Genomic DNA, 16,762 nt, shown 5'->3' with positions numbered 1-16,762 from the left:
ATGGTGGGACCGGACGGGCACCTGTGGTCCACCGGCGAGACACAGGTCCAGGGGCCCGTCGCCAGCGTCGCGGTGCGCCCGCTCGGTCCGGCCGGCACCTACACCGTCAACTATCGGGTGACCTCCGCCGACGGTCATGTGGTGTCGGGTTCGTGGCCGTTCCGGTTGACGGTGGCCGGCACGGCCGAACCCGGCCCGGCTGTGACCGAGCACGGCGACGCACCGCGACGCTGGCGACGGGCCCCTGGACCTGTGTCTCGCCGGTGGACCACAGGTGCCCGTCCGGTCCCACCACCGTCATGGCGGCGAAACTGGTCTGCAGTTGCTCGTTGAAGGTGGCGCTGACGCGTTCGGGTCCGCGCGACAGCTCAGCCCCGCCGGCCGGATCGGCCGACACCAATACTGCGTGCGCGGCAGCCACCCCCGGGGCCGCCACCGGCGCCAACAGCGCGGTCAAGGTGAACAGCGCGGCCAGCGCGCGTCGCACGGCCCCCGTCATGCCCGCCGCCGGACCAGCGCGAGGGCGGCGGCCAGCGCGGCGACCAGCAGCGCGGCGCCGCCGAGCAGCCGGGCCGCATTGTCGGCGTGCTGAGAGCCACCGGACCCGGATTCGGTCGTCGGTGCCGGGCCTGCGGACACGGCCGGCGCCGGATGCTGGGCGTGGTGTTCGGGCGGGGCTGCCGGGCCGGCCGCCAGGTGCAGCGAAGGTACCGGGCGCTCGGCCTCGCCGCCGCCGGGCGGGGGCGCCTGATCCCAGCGCACCACGGTGCCGTCGGCGTAACGCTGCGCCGACGGGAAATCCACCGTGTCGGCGTCGGGCAGCTTCATCGCGATCCGGAACAGTCCGAACTGGTCGGCGCCGATACCGCCGGCGTCGGCCGTCCAGGTGACCGAACGCACTGCCCCGGACTTGGCGTCACGGTCCAGCCGGGCCGTCCAGCCGGGCTTGGTCTCGGTGCGCGCCGACGCCACATCCGGCAGCGTCACGGTGAGTTCGGTTGTGGCAGAACCGGTCGGCGATTCGTTGGGCACCTCGAAGGTGACCATCGCGACGCCGCCGCGCACCGCTCCGGGGCTGCTGGCGTGCACGTGCGCCCCGGCCGGTCCGGTACCGACGGCCCAACCGGTGGCGACGATCGCCGCGGCAAGCGCGCCCGCTCGGCTCATGCGGCGGTCCCAGCTTCGCCTCTCCTCCGTCGAGCCTCGCTGAACCGCTCGGCTCATGCGGCGGTCCCAGCTTCGCCTCTCCTCCGTCGAGCCTCGCTGAACCGCCGGGTTCATGCGGCGGTCCCAGCTTCGCCTCTCCTCCGTCGAGCCTCGCTGAACCGCCGGGCTCATGACGGCAGCCCCAACCGGGCCATCAGATCGGCGTCGATGCCGTCGAGCTGTGCACTGATCGCCGCGGAGGCGGCGCGGCGCCGATCCACCGGCATGGTCTCGATCGCGGTCACCGCGGTGGCCAGGTCGCTCAACCGTGCGGTGATCGCCGTGACGAACTGCCGGGTCTCGGAGTCCTTGGGCTTGCGCTCGGCCACCAGGCGCAGCGTCTTCTCCGCCCCGGCGATCCGCGCCGAGAGCTGGGCGCTGTTGCCGGAGAACTCGCCGAGGCGGGCCAGCGGCACCCCGAGCCGGTCGGCCCGCTGTTCATCGATCAGGCCGCGGACGGCCATGGCGGCGCGGTACACCAGCGGCACCGCGATGGGCGCCAGCATCCGCGACACCACCAGGGTCCGGCGGATCCGGGCCGGCGACAGCAGCTTGCCGTCGCGGGCGGCCTTGAGTTGAGTCTCCGCCGCCTTGAGCGCTGTGCGGTCGCGGTTCCGGTCGGATTTGAGCTGCGCCTTCAGGGCTTTGGCGTCAGCGCGCTGGGCGGCTTTGAAGCGTTTCGCCTCGCCCTTGGCGGCCAACCGCGCCTCGAGTTTGGCCCCGGCCTTCAGCGCCCGCGCCTCGGCGCGCCGGGTGGCGCGGCTCTTGCGTTTTCTGAACAGGCCCATTCGCGGCCGCCTCCCCGGTGTCTCGCTGGAACCTATTCAGCCACCCTAATCGCGGCGTCGACGGCTCAGGCGCTGAGGTGCTCCTTGCGGCGCAGCTCGTCGATGCGGTCCAGGATGTCCTGCTGGGCCTCGGGCGACAGCCCGACAACCTGGGTCGCGATCCGGCGCACCCCGGCGTCGCGGACGCTGTCCAGCCAGGTCAATTCGGCGTCGAGCTTGGCGTAGTAGTCGTCGTCGGTGAAAAACGCCGGTTTGATCCGGAAGAAATTGGCCAGCGCGGCCATGGTGGCCACCGACGGGTTCGTCCGGTTTCCCGAGCGGAGCTGGGACAGGTAGGGAGCCGACATCGTGATGCCCTCCGCTTTGAGTGCCGCGATCACCTCGGCGGAGGTGTGTGGCCCGCGTCCGGGCGGATAGACCACATCGAAAAGGCGGTTCAAGCGGACAGCGAAGGTCGCGCTCATCGATAGGACCTCCAAGGGTCGGCAAAGCGGTCGACAGGCGCTCGGCGAGGGGGGAGCCGTCACGTCTGATGATTTGCTGATCATCGTAGCCATAGATACCCACACAACCAAGGGTGATTCGGCAGCGAATCCGATCTTGATGTCAGGCGGTGCTACGCGTGGTTCATCCGCCGGCCGGATCGGCCATTGCGGCCGCAGTTTCGCGGTCTAACAAGCACAATTGCGTCGCCCGCGGCTGCTGCCCGACGCCGCCCGGGATCGACCGTCGGTCCCCGGCTTCGGACGCCCGTCCGGCGAAGTGAAGTTCGCACCGCACGCAGAGTCGTCGGGGATATTTGCTACCGGGCCGCGGATCCGTCGCCGGCGGTCTGTCCCCGCCGTCGCCGGGCGGCCCGCCGAAGCGCTGCCCCGGACGCCAGCACGATCAATCCGGCGACCGCGGCGATGGCCAACGGGCGCCGGCCCAGCGCCTCGTCGAGGATCATCCACAGGCCGCAGGCGGCGAACAGCAGGCCGGCCGCCTCGTGCAGCAGATGCTCGGGCAGCTGACGGTGCAGCACCGTGCCGACCGCGATGGCCACCGCGTCGGCCAGCACCATGCCGGCCGTGGCGCCGAGCCACACCCCCAGCCAGTTGCGGTCACTGGCCAATGCCACCGTCGCCAGCATCGTCTTATCGCCGAGTTCGGCCAGCAGCACCGAGGACACCACCGCGAGCAGCGCGAACCGCGGCTCCGGCACCGCCGTTTCGCCGGCGTCAGCGGTGTTGCCCTCGCGCCACGTCCACGCGGCGAAAGCCAGGAACGCCACCCCGGCCACGGCGGCGATGGGGCGTGCGGGCAACGTCAGCCCCAGAAAGTGCCCGACCGTCACCGAGATGCCGTGGACCGCAAACGCCGCGATGGCCACTCCGCTCAACACCACCCACCAGCGGTGCCGCAGGGCGTAGGTCATGGTGATCAGCTGCGATTTGTCGCCGAGTTCAGCCAAGAACACCACTGGAAGGCTGATCAGCACGGCGGCGAGCATGCGGGACGACCTTTCGTCAGCTGCCGAGGCTAGTGACCGCTCGGCCCGCCCGCCAGCGCTGCGGGGATTTCGGCGACCCGAATTTGGCGATCCGGCGCAGGGATCCCGCGATTTGAATTGCCTTATGCAGCAAGGAGCATGGCCAGAATCGCGGTGTCGGGATGGCTGACGGGATCGACGCCCACCCGGCTCACCATCGACGTGACGGTGCCGTCGGATTCGGCTTCGACCCACGCCGCCCGGTGCTCCAGGCCCAGATGGGGCAGGCCGGGCAGCAGCACACATCCCGACGCCGCGCCCCGGCATTCCGGCAGCGACGGAATGGTTTCCGAGGGCGGGTGCAGCATCAGCAGCGCAGCGGGCTGATGGCCGGCGAAGTACCCCGGCGCGATCGCCGATTCCCCGGAGACGGTGCCTTCGGCCAGCAGCAATCCGACGGTGCCCGGTCCCGGGTTGTCAGGAAGTTCTTCTCGGGTGCCGAATACCGTTGTGGTGGCCAGCAATCCGGGCATCGATGCGACCCGGACCGCGATACTGAGCAGCTGCGCCCATTCCTTGGTCGAATCCGGCCAGCGGCCGAAGACCACGAATCCGTGTAGTTCGCCGTGGGAATGGAAGGGGGCGACTTCGATCGCCCGGCCGGATCCTGTCGTCGCCATCGCACACCCTCCGCGACATTTGGTTCGTCTGCTCGCATTCCAGCGGGTGGGTTGCCTGGCAGCATGCGACAGCCGGCGGACCGGCGCAAGCGGACACGGCGGCGCGACGGGTAACGAATCGGTGAGGAAAGCGCACGTGGGGCGCCGCGCCAACGGCGCGACGCCCCACGTCAGGCTCTGCGACGGACTAGAAGATCAGACCCGAGGTCTTCGAGGTGGCGGCCGCGAACCGGGACTGCACGTCAGCCCAGTTGACCACGTTCCAGAACGCCTTGACGTAGTCCGCCTTGACGTTCTTGTACTGCAGGTAGAAGGCGTGCTCCCACATGTCGACCTGTAGCAGCGGGATGATGCCCAGCGGCACGTTGGCCTGCTGGTCGTAGAGCTGGAAGGTCAGCAGCTTGCCGCCGAGGGTGTCGTAGCCCAGCACCGCCCAGCCCGACCCCTGCAGGCCGTTGGCAGCCGCGGTGAACTGCGCACGGAACTTGTCGAACGACCCGAATGCGTCGTCGATGGCGGCGGCCAGTTCGCCGGTCGGCTTGTCACCGCCGTTGGGGGACAGGTTCTTCCACCAGATCGAGTGGTTGACATGCCCGCCGAGGTGGAACGCCAGGTTCTTCTCATTCAAGAAGATCGCGCCGTGGTCGTCGTTGGCGCGTGCCTCGGCGAGCTTCTCCAGGGCGCTGTTGGCGCCGGAGACGTAGGCGGCGTGGTGCTTGCTGTGGTGCAGCTCGTTGATCTGGCCCGAGATGTGCGGCTCCAGGGCTCCGTAATCCCAGTCCAAGTCCGGCAAGGTGTAGTCGGCCACGGGGTTCCTTCCTTCGGTCGATCCGGTGTCGATCACCGTTGATCATTGTCGACGTGCGTTGACGTTCTGGCGGCACCCCACCGGCAACGCGGCCGCGATGTGGTGAGGCCACCTCGACCAACACTGCTCCAACACCGGGTGTACCGCAACAACCGGTCGGGCCGCCGCGGCCAGGCGCAGCGCTTAAATCAGAACAATCGCCAGCAGGAATGTCAGCAGCACCAGCGCGATCACGCCGGCGCGCAGCGAGGCCAGCAGATAGCCGCGCGTGTAGGTCGATGATCCGGCGTGCCAACCCGTCGCCGTGGCGACGGGGCCGGGTCCGATCGGACGTGCCGTCATGCCGCTGCCCTCGACATCGCTGTGCCCCCAAAGCTCACCGTCGCGCCCACCCCCGTGAGGCGCATCACAACCGTTCTGTGACGGCGATCATAGCGCTTTGTCGGCCCGGGAGAAAAATACGACTGGTATCAGCCGTCTGCCTGCATCGATGCCGTCCGCATAGCGTCCAGGCGGGCGGCCGGGACAGCTGGTTAGTGAATCAAGAGATTTCGCTCGACGCTGTTAATCAGCTCACCTCGGCGACTGCTCGTTATCCACAGTCGCCCGTTCGAGCGCGGCACAAAAGCACCTCATCGGCCTTCCTACCCCGGACCGGTGTGTGGATAAACCTGTGGAAACTGTGGATAGCTAGGTGTAGCTGAACGGGTTCCGACCCGGCTTGGGCCGCATCCCGGACCCGTCGCATCGCCGCGGTGCCGGTGGCGGTGACCCGCTGCGGTGCCGGTGGCGGCGACCCGCTGCGGTCGGCTCCGCCGACCTTGCGATCGCCGTTACGCTGGTGCGGTGATTCAGGTGTGCTCCCGTTGCGGCACGCGGTGGAATGTGCGCGACCGGCGGCGGGCCTGGTGCCCGCGCTGCAATGGCGCGCTGTGGGCGCCGCTGACACCCGCGCAGGAAGCGGAGCTGCAGTGGGCCCAGCCGGGACCGCCCGCGCCGGCCAGCCACTCCATGGCGCCGCCCGATTCACCGCCCCGGTTGGGCCCCGGTTATCGCTGGATCGCAGTGCGACCGGGTCCGCCGCCTCCGCAGCGTCGTCGGCGCCGCCCGCTGGGCCCCACTCCGCGCTACTCGGTGATGCCACGCTGGACTCTGATGGGCGCACCCGGCCCCGCCGCCGCGGCAGCGAAACAGGAGGAGCGGGCCGCGCCGTCTTCGCGGTCGCTGGAAAGGGCGCTGGGAGGCGCGGTCGCCGCGCTGGGTATCGCTGCGCTGGTACACGCGCTGATCTACGTCCTGATGATCATCAACCGCACCCGGCTGCTGCATCCGTTGCTCGCCGGTGGTGCGGTCTGGCTGGGCCGCCTGGCCAGCCTGGCCGCGATCGCGGCGGTTATCCATTGCGCCGTGGTGCTGACCCGCTGGCTGCTCGCCCGCCGGTCGGCGGCGTTCGCCCGGCTGCATCTGCCCGAGTCACGGCCGGCCTGGGCGCTGTGGACCGGCTGCCTGGTGCCGCTGGTCAACCTGGCCTGGGCCCCGGTCTACGCGCTCGAGCTGGCCGGGCGCGAGGATCGGCTGGGCCGGCTGCGCAAACCCATCGTGGTGTGGTGGCTGGTGTGGGCAATCAGCACCGCGGCCGCCGTCTTCGCCACGGCAACCCGCTGGGCCGACGACGCTCAGGGCATCGCCAACAACATGGTCGCGACGGTGGTCGCCTACCTGCTTGGGCTGGCCGCGGTGGTAGCGGTGGCCCGGGTGGTTGAGGGATTCGAACAGCGATCGATGGGGCGGCCCGCCCACCACTGGGTGGTGGTCGCCGATGACCGCGACACCGCGCCGACGGCGCCGCCGGACACCGCGGGGGCTCCGGAGCCGGAAACCGCGGCGACACCGGCCGCCGTTGGCGGGCCCGGCGGACGGGAACCGGCAGCATAAACCCATGGCAGCGGCCGACGATGTGGTGGCGCAGCACCCCTTCGTGGTCGCGCACCGGGGCGCGTCGTTCGACCGCCCGGAACACACCCTCGCCGCCTACGACCTAGCGCTGCAGGAGGGCGCCGACGGCGTCGAGTGCGATGTGCGGCTGACCAGTGACGGTCACCTGGTCTGCGTGCACGACCGGCGGGTGGACCGGACGTCGAGCGGGGCGGGGCTGGTCAGTGAGATGACGCTGTCGCAGCTGCAGAGCTTCGACTACGGGGCTTGGCACAACAGCCGGCCGATCGGACCGCCGCAGGCCGCCGATCCCCGGCACGCCGGACTGCTCACCCTCGACGCGCTGGTGGCGCTGGTCCTGGACTGGCAACGGCCGGTGAAGATCTTCATCGAGACCAAGCACCCGGTGCGCTACGGCGCGCTGGTCGAGCGAAAAGTTCTTGCGCTGCTGCACCGATTCGGGATCGCCTCACCGGCGTCGGCGACCCGCTCGCGTGCGGTGGTCATGTCGTTCTCCGCGGCGGCGGTGTGGCGGATCCGCCGGGCGGCGCCGTTGCTGCCGACGGTGCTGTTGGGGTCGGCGGCCCGCTATCTGGGTGGCAGCGCCGCAACCACGGTCGGGGCGACCGCCATCGGTCCCTCGATCGCAACGCTGCGTGAGCACCCCGAGCTGGTCGACCATGCCGCCGCGCGCGGTCGCGCGCTGTACTGCTGGACCGTCGACCGCGACGAGGACGTCGACTTCTGTCGAGATGTCGGCGTCGCGTGGATCGCCACCAATCAGCCCGCCCGAACCAAGGCGCGGTTGCGGGCGGGCTGATCAGCCGGTGTGGGAGCGGCGTCAGCTGCCGGCGGCGCGCGGCGCGCCGGCTTCCGGCCTGCCGGTGCCGATCTCGCGGGCGATGAAGTTCTCCAGGTCGAACAGGTTGTGGCCGGCACGATCGGCCACCCGCAGCAGCCGGGTCATGGTCGCCACCTCTTCGACCTGCTCACGCAGGAACCACTGCATGAACTGCTCGCCGAGGTGGTCACTTTCATCCCGGGCCGCGCTGGTCAGGCGGCTGATCTGCTCGGTGACGGTGCGCTCCTGGTCGAGCATCAGCGCCAGCGCGTCCCGCGGGGCGTCGAAGCGGTTGCGGACCGCGTCCACCCCGGGGATCTCGACCGCCACGCCGCGATCGAGCAGGTACTGCACCATCATCATCGCGTGGCTGCGTTCCTCGACGGCCTGGGCGTAAAAGAATTTCGCCAATTGCGGGAAATCGCCGCCGTCGAAATATACGGCAACGGCGACGTATTGCTGTGCCGCGGTGAATTCGTGGTAGATCTGCTCCTGGAGCAGTGCATGGAATTTCGACGTGTGGTTATCAGTCTCGGACATGAGCGCGATGCTACCCCTGGTCAGACCCGGTGCGCATCCAAGGCGAGGCTTATATAGGGCAGCTTTGCCTAAGTAAAGATAGGATAGGCTGAAATGGTTCTTCCAGAGCGTCGGTAATTGCAGATCGGGAATTGTCGTTCATTACCGGGTGTCGGTTGTCGGCGGCTCGTCGCGGCTCAGCGCATCGAATAGCCGCGCGGCCTGCTGGTGGTCCCACACCACCGCGTCGCCGGAGTCGGTGTTGGTGAACTCTCCGATCGGCACGGTCTGCATCGTGGTCGGGCCGTGCAGCGCCCAGCCCAGCGCTGCCAGCTCCGACACGCCCACCCCGGAGTCCACCGTCAGCGCCCGCACGACGGCGTTGGGCACGGCATACCAGCGTCGTGGGTCGAGCCAGACCGCCGGATCGGCAATGCGCGCCAGCAGCGCGGACAGGAACAGCCGCTGGTGGTCCATCCGGTCCAGATCGGCGCGTGGTGTGGCCCGGCTGCGCACGAAGCCCAGGGCGGCCTGGCCGGCCAGCTGCTGGCAGCCGGCCGGCAGGGTCAGCCCGGCCAGCGGGTCGTCGATCGGTTCGCCCGGGCATAGGGTGACCCCGCCGAGGGCATCGACGAGCGCGGCGAACCCGCCGAACCCGATCTCGACGTAGTGGTCCAGCCGCAGTCCGGTGGCCTGCTCCACCGTCCGGGTCAGCAGTGGCGCGCCGCCGAGGGCGAACGCGGCGTTGATCTTGTCATGGCCGTAGCCGGGGATGGGCACATAGGAGTCGCGCGGGATGGACACCACGGTGGCCGGTGAGCCCGAGCCCGCATCGGGCAGGTGGATGAGCAGCATGGTGTCGGTGCGTCCGTTGCCGACGTCGCCGCCGGTGGTCAGGTGCTGCTGCTGCTCGACGGTGAGGTCCGCGCGGCTGTCGGAGCCGACCAGCAGCCAGGTGGTACCTCGGCCGGGCGCCGGCCGATCGGCGTAGCCGGAGAACACCGCGGCGCGGTGCAGCGCGGAGTCGAGCCAAACGGCACCACCGACCAGGCCGGCCGCGCCGAGCAGCACCACCAGCAGCGCGAGCACCGTCAGGCGGCGCAGCCAGGATCGCCGCCGCGGTGCGCGCGGTCGGGCCGGTGGCCGCCGCCGGTGTACCGCCGGCGCCGGCGGGGAAGGCGCCGGCCGGTGCATCGGCGATGCGGGCCGATACGGATGGCGGTGCAGCAGTGGCGGCGGCTCCCGCGGCGGGCGAGGCGGTGGCTGCCGATCCCAGGGCCGCCGCGGCCCCACGGGTCTGCGATCGCCGTTCACCTGCCCAATCTACGCGGCCGGCGATTCGTATACGCGAACCATTGGCCCGCAAATGGGTGTCAAGCACCATGGCGATGCCCGGTTCGCGTTTTTAAAAATGGTGGGACCAGTGACGCGATGTCGATGCATATCGACCAAGCGATCGTGCCGTCGGGTGACAGGGCGGCACAGCTGGGCGCGGCGGCGTCCGACTTTCCGGCGCTTCGCGATTCCTGCTGCACCCCATGATGTTCCAGCTCGGATAGCAGGCGGAGTGACCGCCTTGGCTGTCCGGCTGTCAAGCCGGCTGACGGTGCCGATGACTGGAAGGAAGCACACTGGTGCCCGACGAAATCTCTGCCGAGCGATGCGCTGACCCGCTGTCGGGCAAGCGAATTCGTCAACGATATGACAGCGAGACGAAGTTGTCGTGGGTGTTGGCCGGCTTGGCGGGCCTATTGGGCGCCACGGCGTTTACCCACTCCGCCGGATACTTCGTCACCTTCATGACCGGCAACGCGCAGCGCGCCGTGATGGGCTACTACGCCGAGGATGACTGGGTCGCGGCGTCGCCCTGGCTGGCGGTCTCGGCGGCGCTGCTTCTGGCAGCGTTTGTCGCCGGGGTGGTGAGCGCGTCGTTATGCCGGCGGCACCTGTGGCCGACGCGGCCCTATGCCACCACCGTGCTGACCACCCTGGCGCTGGTGCTGGCCACCGTGGTTGACGCCGTGCTGTTGGGCGGCCCCGAGCTTCCCTTGCCGTTCTTCCCGATCGTGTTGATGACGTTCGGTATCGGCGCGCTCAACACCACCTTCGTCGATCGGAACGGTGAGGTCTCGATCCCCTTGAGCTATGTGACCGGCACGCTGGTGAAGATGGGCCAAGGTATCGAGCGGCACGTCAGCGGCGGCGGACTCGCCGATTGGCTGGGATATTTCCTGCTGTTCGGATCCTTTGTGCTCGGCGCCGCCATCGGCGGGGGTATCGGCCTGGTCGCCGGCGGTACCTACATGTTGGCGATCGCCAGCCTGATCTGTGCACTGACGACCGGATACAGCTATTTCTGCGCCGGCCATCGCCGGCTCCGGAACTGAGCCGTCGCGACGGGGTCCACCGATTTCGCCTTTTCTCAGGTATTGCTCGTGATTTTCGCACCCAGCTGTTATCTTGGCCGCGAGTTCTCCGTCGCTACGGAAAGAGGTCTACCCGATGATGGCGCGTCCGACCACCTCGAAGCGGAATCGTCGGACTGTCGGGTTGGGCACCGCCGTCGGGGCGTTTCTGGCGTTCGGGGTGACCCCGCTGGCGGGGGCGCCGACGGCCTCTGCTGAGGGCTTCGATGCCGTGTTCGACCAGGTGCTGGCGCCGTTCGTCGATGCCGCTACCGGCGGCCTGGATTGGGACGCGCCGTTCAGCCGGGCGGCCTGGGACGCGTTCTTCGACCCGGGACACTGGGACGACCTGCTGGCCGGGGCGGCGGTGGCCAGCCTGCCTACCGACCCGACGGGATGGTTGCAGGACCTCATCTACACCCCGCTGCACACCGGGATCGAGGGCTGGATCAACAGCGCCGGCGCGGCGCCGATCGTCGCCGGCCTGAATCAGCTCAGCACCGCGCTGGGCGCGGGAACGATGATCGGCGACGGCGCGGCCGGCACGCAGGAGCATGCCGACGGTGGCGCGGCGGGCTGGTTGTTCGGTGACGGCGGGGCCGGCTGGGACAACACCGCGGCCGAGGGTGTCGGCGGGGCCGGCGGTGCCGCCGGGTTCTTCGGCAACGGTGGCGCCGGCGGCGCCGGTGGCGAGGGAGGCGCCGGTGGTGTCGGTGGGGCCGGCGGATGGTTCATGGGTGTCGGCGGGGCCGGCGGTGCCGGTGGCGGCGGGGTGACCGGCGGGATCGGTGGCGCCGGTGGTGCTGGGGTCGGCTGGCTGCTCAGTGTCGGCGGCACCGGTGGTGCCGGCGGCGACGGCACCCATATCGGCGGCAACGGCGGCGACGGCGGTAACGGCTCAGCGTGGTTCGGCAGCGGCGGTGCCGGCGGCCGCGCCGGCAACGGCGTCTACCTCGGCCAAGGTGATCTGCCCGCCCTGGGCGGGGCTGGCGGCGTCGGCGGCGCGCTGGGCAGCCACGGCGCCGTCGGCCACTTCGGCACGCTCGACGGCGCCCCGGACAAGGGCCCGGCTGAACTCGGCACCGCCGGCAGTTGGATCGTCGACGACCAGGGCCGGGTGGTCATCCTGCAGGGCGTCAACCAGGTATACAAGTCGGCGCCGTTCTCGCCGGGCGGCAACGGTTTCGACGAGGACGACGCGGCTTTCCTGGCCGCCAACGGCTTCACCGCGGTTCGGCTGGGCCTGTACTGGGACCAGATCGAGCCGCAGCCCGGGGCATACAACTGGGCGTACCTTGCGTCGGTCAAGGAGACCATCGAGACCCTCAAGGCGCACGGCATCGTCAGCGTCATCGACATGCACCAGGATCTCTACAGCGCCGAGGTCGGCGGCCACGGTGCGCCGGACTGGGCGACCTTGTTCAACGCGGGAGACAACGACACCAGCCAGCCGTTCCCGTTCGCCTATGCGCTCAACCCGGCGCAGAACCAGGCCTGGGATGCCTTCTGGGCCAATGAGAAGGTGAACGGCATCGGGCTGCAGAACGCCTACGCCCGGATGTGGCAGACCGTCGCCGACTACCTAGGCGGCACCCCGGGCGTGGCCGGCTACGAACTCATGAACGAGCCGTGGCTGGGCTCGGCATGGCTGGGCAGCCTGCTCGGCAACCCGCACTTCGACACCCAGACACTGACCCCGTTCTACGACCAGGTGATCTCGGCGATCCGGTCGGTCGACCCGAACACCACGGTGTACTACGAACCGAATGTGTTGTTCGGCAACGCCACTGCGGTCACCCACCTGGGCGGGGTCGACGACGACAACGCGGTCTTCGCGTTCCACGACTACTGCATCTTCGACGCCCTGGGCGGTGGCAGTGCTACCGGCTGCTCATTCTGGGACGGGATGATCATGGACGGTGCGCAGCGCTACATCGACCAGTACGGCGTCCCGGGAGTGGTGACCGAGTTCGGTGCCACCCACAACATCGACACCATCGGCAGCCAATTGGGCTCGATGGACCCGCACCGGTTCGGCTGGCTGTATTGGGGCTACACCAACGAGGCGGGGTCGCTGGTGCACAACACCAACATGGCGCCGACCGGCGACAACGTCGACGGGCCCATCGTGGCGACACTGGCCCAGCCGTACCCGCAGGTGATCGCCGGCGTCCCGAGCAGCTGGTCGTTCCAGGGCGGCGTCTTCTCGTTGAGCTACTCCACGGCCATGGCCGACGGCTCGGGCAACTTCGCCGCCGGGTCGGAAACCAGGATCTCCATCCCGGACGTCCAGTTCCCGAACGGCTACCAGGTCAGCGTCACCGGCGGCGAAGTCGTCTCGGCGAACAATGCCTCGGTGCTGGTCATCGAATCCAGTGCCGGGGCCAGCAGCATCACCGTCACCGTGACTCCCGTCGCGGGCGGGTAGCAGGGTCAGCGCAGCCACCCGAGTTTGTCGGCGAACAGCGCGTAGCCCACGAACGCCACGGTGTCGATCAGGCCGTGGGCCAGGATCAACGGCCACAGCCGGCCGGTGCGCTGCCAGGCGTACCCGAACACCAGGCCCATCGCGACATTGCCCAGGCCGGCGCCGAAGCCCTGGTAGAGGTGGTACGTGCCGCGCAGCAGGGCCGAACAGGTCAGCGCCACCAGCGGGGCGACCCGCAGTTGGCTCAGCCGGGTCAGCAGATAGCCGACGACGATCACCTCCTCGGCGAAGCCGTTGGCGAAGGCGATCACGATCAGCATCGGCGCGCGCCACCAGGTGTCGGTGACCGCGGCGGGGATGACGTCGGCGTTGAGGCCCAGGGTTCGGGCCAACAGGTACAGGACCAGCCCGGGCAGCCCGATCAGTGCGGCCAAGCCCAGGCCACCGGCCAGATCGCGGCGGCTCGGCCTGCGGTTCAGCCCGACCCGGGCCGGGCCGTATCCGCTGCGCCACAGCAGATACAGCGCCAGCGCTCCCCAGGCGATCAGCTGCGCCGCCCACGCCGCGTTGAGGCCGAAGTCGATGAGCCCGAAATAGGACCGGCGCGGGTTCAGCGGGATCCGCTGGGCGCTCAGGTCGCGCAGCACCGCGTCGGCGAGCTGCAGAATCGCGGTGACGGCACTCAGCCCGTAGGTGACCGCCAGCACCACGGCGATCTCCAGACACAGCGCGCGTCGCTGGGCCGCCGGCTCGGTCACCTCGACACGGTAACCCGGGCCGCTACCGGGGGCGGGGCTGCAACCCGTTGAGAAACGGGCAACCCATCAGGGCACGCACCGCCCGGTTCAGGCTCAACACGTCGGTGACCGGGCGCGGGAAGCTCAGCCGGACATCGTGATCGCCGTCGGGGGCCTCGACCCGCAGCCACATGCCGTAGCGGTCCACCGCCAGCGGGCGGGGCCGCCCGCGCCGCAGCTGCGGCGGCAGCTTGGTGGTCGCCAGCCGGGCGACCAGCTCGGGGTGCGCCGAGTCCAGGTGGTGTAGCCAGTGCGCCTCGATCCCGCAGAACGGGTCGGGGCGCGCCGCCAGCAGATCCTCGACGGCGACCGCCTCGGCCCCGGTCGCATCGGCCAACACCGCCGAGTCCGGGGTGAGCTGCAGCAGTGCGTAACTGCCGTCCGCGTCACCGAGGCTCGGGCCGTCGGATGCCGCGGCGGTCGAGCGCGGTGAGATCACCTGCAGCAGCGCCGGGTTCGGGTCGACCGCGGCGATCCGGTCGAGTAGTGCGGCGATCTTCGGCGCGGGCACCGCCTGCAGGCGACCACGGATCCACGCCAGCGCGCGGACGCGTTCCCGCAGCCGCAGCGGGGCGTGGTCGGTCAGCTCCAGCATCGCCGAGACGCCGGTCTCGGCGGCGGCCGCCTCGGCGACCGGATCGCCGACAGGCACCGCGACCGCCAGAGACCCGTCCGACAGCAGGTGGCACAGCGGTGCGTTGACCGGCGCCGCGTCGACTGTGTCGGCGATCGCCAGCAGTGCCTGACCCCGGACGCAGGCGCTGCGGATCCGCTCCGCGGCGGTCGGGACGGTTACCGCTGTGGTGGTTGCCATCGATCACCCTTTCAGTAAGTGAGGTAAGCCTAACTTAATTAACTGGCCCCCTTCGGCGCAACAGGAAATCTGCGGAGCGGTTCGCGGCGCCGCCCCCGTTGCACGCGGCGCCGGCCGCCCGACCGTGCCATGGCCGATAGGGTTGAGCCGTGACCCGCATCAGCTATCTCGGCCCCGCGGGGACCTTCACCGAAACGGCGCTGCTCGCGTTGACCGGCGCCGGGCTGGTTCCCGGCTGTGACCATCACGACCATCGCGCCGTGCCGGCCGAGAGCACGCCGGCCGCACTGGAGGCGGTGCGTACCGGCGCCGTCGAGTACGCCTGCGTGCCGATCGAGAACTCGATCGAGGGCGGGGTGACGCCTACCCTCGACGGGCTGGCGGTCGGTTCGCCGCTGCAGGTGTTCGCCGAAACCACCCTGGATGTCGCGTTCTCGGTCGTCGTCGCGCCGGGACGGACGGTCGCCGACATCCGCACCGTGGCCGCCCACCCGGTGGCCGGCGCCCAAGTGCGACGCTGGCTGGCCGAGCACCTGCCGCAGGCTCACATCGTGCCGGCGAACTCCAATGCCGCTGCCGCGCAGCAGGTCTGCGACGGCGAAGCCGACGCCGCGGTGAGCACCGCACTGGCCGCGCAGCAGCGCGGACTGCCTACCCTGGCCGACGGCGTGATCGACGAACCCAACGCCCGCACTCGCTTCGTGCTGGTCGGCACACCCGCGCCGCCGCCGCGGCGCACCGGTGCCGACCGGACGTCGGTGGTGCTGCGGCTGGATAACGCGCCCGGCGCCCTGGCGGCCGCACTGACCGAATTCGGCAGCCGCGGAATCGATCTGACCCGGATCGAGTCCCGGCCGACCCGCACGGAGCTGGGCACCTACCTGTTCTTCCTGGACTGTGTGGGGCACATCGACGACCCCGCCGTCGGTGAGGCGCTGCAGGCGCTGCGCCAAAGCTGCGCCGACGTGCGATATCTGGGGTCGTGGCCCGCAGGGCCGGCCGGTCGGACGGAGGCGCCGACGTGAGCGGCCGGCTAGTGCTGGTGCGGCACGGGCAGTCCTACGGCAACGTTGAGCGCCGGCTCGACACCCGCCCGCCCGGATCGGAGCTGACCCCGTTGGGCCGCGAGCAGGCCCGGGCATTCGCGGGCAACGGGTTGCACCGCCCGGCGCTGGTCACCCACTCGGTGGCCACCCGCGCCGTGCAGACCGCCGCGGAGATCAGCGGCCGCTTCGGGCTGCCCGCCCGCGCCCTCGACGGCATCCACGAGGTGCAGGCCGGTGCGCTGGAGAACCGCAACGACGACGACGCGATCGCCGAATTCAATGCGATCTATCAACGGTGGCACTCCGGTGAACCGGGGGTCGCGTTGCCCGGCGGCGAGACGGCCGAGGAGGTGCTGGACCGTTATCTGCCGGTCGTCACCGAACTGCGGATGCGCTACCTCGACGACGACGACTGGACCGGCGACATCGTCGTGGTCAGCCACGGCGCGGCGATTCGCCTGGCGGCGGCCACGCTGGCGGGGGTGGACGGCGGTTTCGTCTTGAATCACCACCTGGACAACGCCGAGGCGGTGGTGCTGTCACCGATCACCGACGGCCGGTGGAGCTGCGTGCAGTGGGGCGCGTTGACGCCGCCGTTCTATCCCGAACCCGAGGCGGACCCGGTCGGCGACGCGCTGCGCTCCGATACCGACCCGATGGGTTAGATCTGGGTTAGATCGCCAGCGCGTAGACCTCGGCGCAGCGGCAGCCGACCGCCTCGCAGTCCACGGCGAACGAATGCAGCAGCACCTCGCCGGGGCAGCCGTCCTCGGTGCACTCGGCGGCATGCAGCACGTGGTGAATGAGGGTGCCGTGGCAGTGGTCCAACCCCGCCCGGCAGGCTCGGCAGTGGTCATCCATGGGTAGTTCCTAGCACTGCCTGCCGACAACGGCGTTTTGCCGCGCCGCGGCGGGCCGGCTCAACTCCAGCCCAGTTCGTGCAGCCGGTCGTCGTCGATGCCGAAGTGGTGGGCGATCTCGTGGATCACCGTGATCCGCACTTCGTCGACGACCTCGTCATCGG

At 70.0% G+C, this 16,762-nt stretch carries 20 protein-coding genes and 1 pseudogene; 7 read left to right on the top strand and 14 right to left on the bottom strand.

All coding sequences use genetic code 11. The features are described from left to right. Positions 1-333, top strand: a 333-nt coding sequence (locus A5694_RS25340) for a copper resistance CopC family protein (RefSeq protein WP_428844287.1), incomplete at its 5' end; no start/stop codon positions are given. Here A5694_RS25340 and A5694_RS18160 read toward each other — a convergent pair. The 8 genes and pseudogenes from A5694_RS18160 to A5694_RS24185 all read right to left on the bottom strand — a co-directional run. Next, positions 278-499 (bottom strand): annotated as a pseudogene (locus tag A5694_RS18160) (copper resistance protein CopC); the annotation flags it as partial. The gene A5694_RS25340 and the pseudogene A5694_RS18160 overlap by 56 nt on opposite strands. Continuing rightward, on the bottom strand, positions 496-1,167 hold the full coding sequence (locus A5694_RS18155) for a YcnI family protein (protein WP_082952736.1): 672 nt from the start codon (positions 1,165-1,167) through the stop codon (positions 496-498). The pseudogene A5694_RS18160 and the gene A5694_RS18155, both read right to left, overlap by 4 nt. Before the next feature lie 167 nt (positions 1,168-1,334). Beyond that, on the bottom strand, positions 1,335-1,994 hold the full coding sequence (locus A5694_RS18150) for a DUF6474 family protein (RefSeq protein WP_064923703.1): 660 nt from the start codon (positions 1,992-1,994) through the stop codon (positions 1,335-1,337). A gap of 65 nt (positions 1,995-2,059) precedes the next feature. Next, positions 2,060-2,458 (bottom strand): helix-turn-helix transcriptional regulator, encoded by a 399-nt coding sequence (locus A5694_RS18145; RefSeq protein WP_064923702.1) that lies wholly within the window; start codon positions 2,456-2,458, stop codon positions 2,060-2,062. Positions 2,459-2,796: 338 nt separating this feature from the next. Further along, on the bottom strand, positions 2,797-3,486 hold the full coding sequence (locus tag A5694_RS18140) for a TMEM165/GDT1 family protein (RefSeq protein WP_064923701.1): 690 nt from the start codon (positions 3,484-3,486) through the stop codon (positions 2,797-2,799). 122 nt (positions 3,487-3,608) lie between these two features. Continuing rightward, positions 3,609-4,145, bottom strand: coding sequence for a hypothetical protein (locus A5694_RS18135; RefSeq protein ID WP_064923700.1), 537 nt, complete (start codon positions 4,143-4,145; stop codon positions 3,609-3,611). Between the two features lie 187 nt (positions 4,146-4,332). Then, positions 4,333-4,953, bottom strand: a complete 621-nt coding sequence (locus tag A5694_RS18130; protein WP_046282829.1) for a superoxide dismutase — start codon at positions 4,951-4,953, stop codon at positions 4,333-4,335. A 183-nt stretch (positions 4,954-5,136) separates the two neighbouring features. Beyond that, complete coding sequence (locus tag A5694_RS24185) at positions 5,137-5,295, bottom strand: hypothetical protein (RefSeq protein ID WP_165604377.1); 159 nt, start codon at positions 5,293-5,295, stop codon at positions 5,137-5,139. A gap of 504 nt (positions 5,296-5,799) precedes the next feature. Here A5694_RS24185 and A5694_RS18125 point away from each other — a divergent pair. Together A5694_RS18125 and A5694_RS18120 are read left to right on the top strand one after the other, a co-directional pair. Next, positions 5,800-6,888: a DUF4328 domain-containing protein gene (locus A5694_RS18125; protein WP_064923699.1), complete on the top strand. Its 1,089-nt coding sequence runs from the start codon at positions 5,800-5,802 to the stop codon at positions 6,886-6,888. 4 nt (positions 6,889-6,892) lie between these two features. Beyond that, complete coding sequence (locus tag A5694_RS18120; protein ID WP_064923698.1) at positions 6,893-7,708, top strand: glycerophosphodiester phosphodiesterase; 816 nt, start codon at positions 6,893-6,895, stop codon at positions 7,706-7,708. 21 nt (positions 7,709-7,729) lie between these two features. Here A5694_RS18120 and A5694_RS18115 read toward each other — a convergent pair whose 3' ends face one another. After that, the gene (locus A5694_RS18115) at positions 7,730-8,269 is read right to left on the bottom strand and encodes a ferritin (RefSeq protein WP_064923697.1); all 540 of its coding nucleotides are present in this window, start codon (positions 8,267-8,269) and stop codon (positions 7,730-7,732) included. Positions 8,270-8,410: 141 nt separating this feature from the next. Further along, complete coding sequence (locus A5694_RS18110; RefSeq protein WP_064923696.1) at positions 8,411-9,562, bottom strand: LCP family protein; 1,152 nt, start codon at positions 9,560-9,562, stop codon at positions 8,411-8,413. Positions 9,563-9,921: 359 nt separating this feature from the next. Here A5694_RS18110 and A5694_RS18105 point away from each other — a divergent pair, with 359 nt between their 5' ends. Both A5694_RS18105 and A5694_RS25120 read left to right on the top strand, forming a co-directional pair. Further along, positions 9,922-10,635 carry a DUF1275 family protein gene (locus A5694_RS18105; RefSeq protein WP_234786555.1) on the top strand — a complete coding sequence of 238 codons (714 nt, stop codon included), beginning with the start codon at positions 9,922-9,924 and terminating at the stop codon, positions 10,633-10,635. Positions 10,636-10,750: 115 nt separating this feature from the next. Next, a complete protein-coding gene (locus A5694_RS25120; protein ID WP_275084993.1) occupies positions 10,751-13,081 on the top strand; it encodes a cellulase family glycosylhydrolase in 2,331 nt (776 codons plus the stop codon). Positions 13,082-13,086: 5 nt separating this feature from the next. On the opposite strand, the gene A5694_RS18095 is transcribed toward A5694_RS25120, so the two are convergent. Both A5694_RS18095 and A5694_RS18090 read right to left on the bottom strand, forming a co-directional pair. Next, entirely contained in the window at positions 13,087-13,839 is a 753-nt protein-coding gene (locus tag A5694_RS18095; protein ID WP_064923692.1) for a CPBP family intramembrane glutamic endopeptidase, read from the bottom strand. 22 nt (positions 13,840-13,861) lie between these two features. Beyond that, complete coding sequence (locus tag A5694_RS18090; RefSeq protein ID WP_064923690.1) at positions 13,862-14,692, bottom strand: DUF2470 domain-containing protein; 831 nt, start codon at positions 14,690-14,692, stop codon at positions 13,862-13,864. 149 nt (positions 14,693-14,841) lie between these two features. Here A5694_RS18090 and pheA point away from each other — a divergent pair, with 149 nt between their 5' ends. Next, positions 14,842-15,717, top strand: a complete 876-nt coding sequence (pheA, locus tag A5694_RS18085) for a prephenate dehydratase (RefSeq protein ID WP_064923688.1) — start codon at positions 14,842-14,844, stop codon at positions 15,715-15,717. Next, positions 15,714-16,403 (top strand): histidine phosphatase family protein, encoded by a 690-nt coding sequence (locus A5694_RS18080; protein ID WP_064923705.1) that lies wholly within the window; start codon positions 15,714-15,716, stop codon positions 16,401-16,403. Before pheA ends, A5694_RS18080 begins: the two co-directional genes overlap by 4 nt. Positions 16,404-16,410: 7 nt before the next feature. On the opposite strand, the gene A5694_RS18075 is transcribed toward A5694_RS18080, so the two are convergent. Both A5694_RS18075 and A5694_RS22840 read right to left on the bottom strand, forming a co-directional pair. Further along, positions 16,411-16,599, bottom strand: a complete 189-nt coding sequence (locus A5694_RS18075) for a hypothetical protein (RefSeq protein WP_064923686.1) — start codon at positions 16,597-16,599, stop codon at positions 16,411-16,413. Positions 16,600-16,658: 59 nt separating this feature from the next. Further along, positions 16,659-16,762, bottom strand: a 104-nt coding sequence (locus A5694_RS22840) for a metallopeptidase family protein (RefSeq protein WP_165605204.1), incomplete at its 5' end; no start/stop codon positions are given.

The organism is Mycolicibacter sinensis (genome assembly GCF_001667945.1).
Classification (GTDB): domain Bacteria; phylum Actinomycetota; class Actinomycetes; order Mycobacteriales; family Mycobacteriaceae; genus Mycobacterium; species Mycobacterium sinense_B.
Note: the sequence above shows the minus strand (reverse complement) of the source record. Positions and strands in the feature narration are given on the sequence as shown.

Bases quoted from the DNA above. Each gene is read 5' to 3' on its own strand.
- A5694_RS18075 (WP_064923686.1), bottom strand. From the start codon at position 16,599: ATGGATGACCACTGCCGAGCCTGCCGGGCGGGGTTGGACCACTGCCAC.
- A5694_RS18145 (WP_064923702.1), bottom strand. From the start codon at position 2,458: ATGAGCGCGACCTTCGCTGTCCGCTTGAACCGCCTTTTCGATGTGGTC.
- A5694_RS25120 (WP_275084993.1), top strand. From the start codon at position 10,751: ATGATGGCGCGTCCGACCACCTCGAAGCGGAATCGTCGGACTGTCGGG.
- A5694_RS18120 (WP_064923698.1), top strand. From the start codon at position 6,893: ATGGCAGCGGCCGACGATGTGGTGGCGCAGCACCCCTTCGTGGTCGCG.
- A5694_RS24185 (WP_165604377.1), bottom strand. From the start codon at position 5,295: ATGACGGCACGTCCGATCGGACCCGGCCCCGTCGCCACGGCGACGGGT.
- A5694_RS18135 (WP_064923700.1), bottom strand. From the start codon at position 4,145: ATGGCGACGACAGGATCCGGCCGGGCGATCGAAGTCGCCCCCTTCCAT.
- A5694_RS18155 (WP_082952736.1), bottom strand. From the start codon at position 1,167: ATGAGCCGAGCGGGCGCGCTTGCCGCGGCGATCGTCGCCACCGGTTGG.
- A5694_RS18140 (WP_064923701.1), bottom strand. From the start codon at position 3,486: ATGCTCGCCGCCGTGCTGATCAGCCTTCCAGTGGTGTTCTTGGCTGAA.
- A5694_RS18090 (WP_064923690.1), bottom strand. From the start codon at position 14,692: ATGGCAACCACCACAGCGGTAACCGTCCCGACCGCCGCGGAGCGGATC.
- A5694_RS18150 (WP_064923703.1), bottom strand. From the start codon at position 1,994: ATGGGCCTGTTCAGAAAACGCAAGAGCCGCGCCACCCGGCGCGCCGAG.
- A5694_RS18115 (WP_064923697.1), bottom strand. From the start codon at position 8,269: ATGTCCGAGACTGATAACCACACGTCGAAATTCCATGCACTGCTCCAG.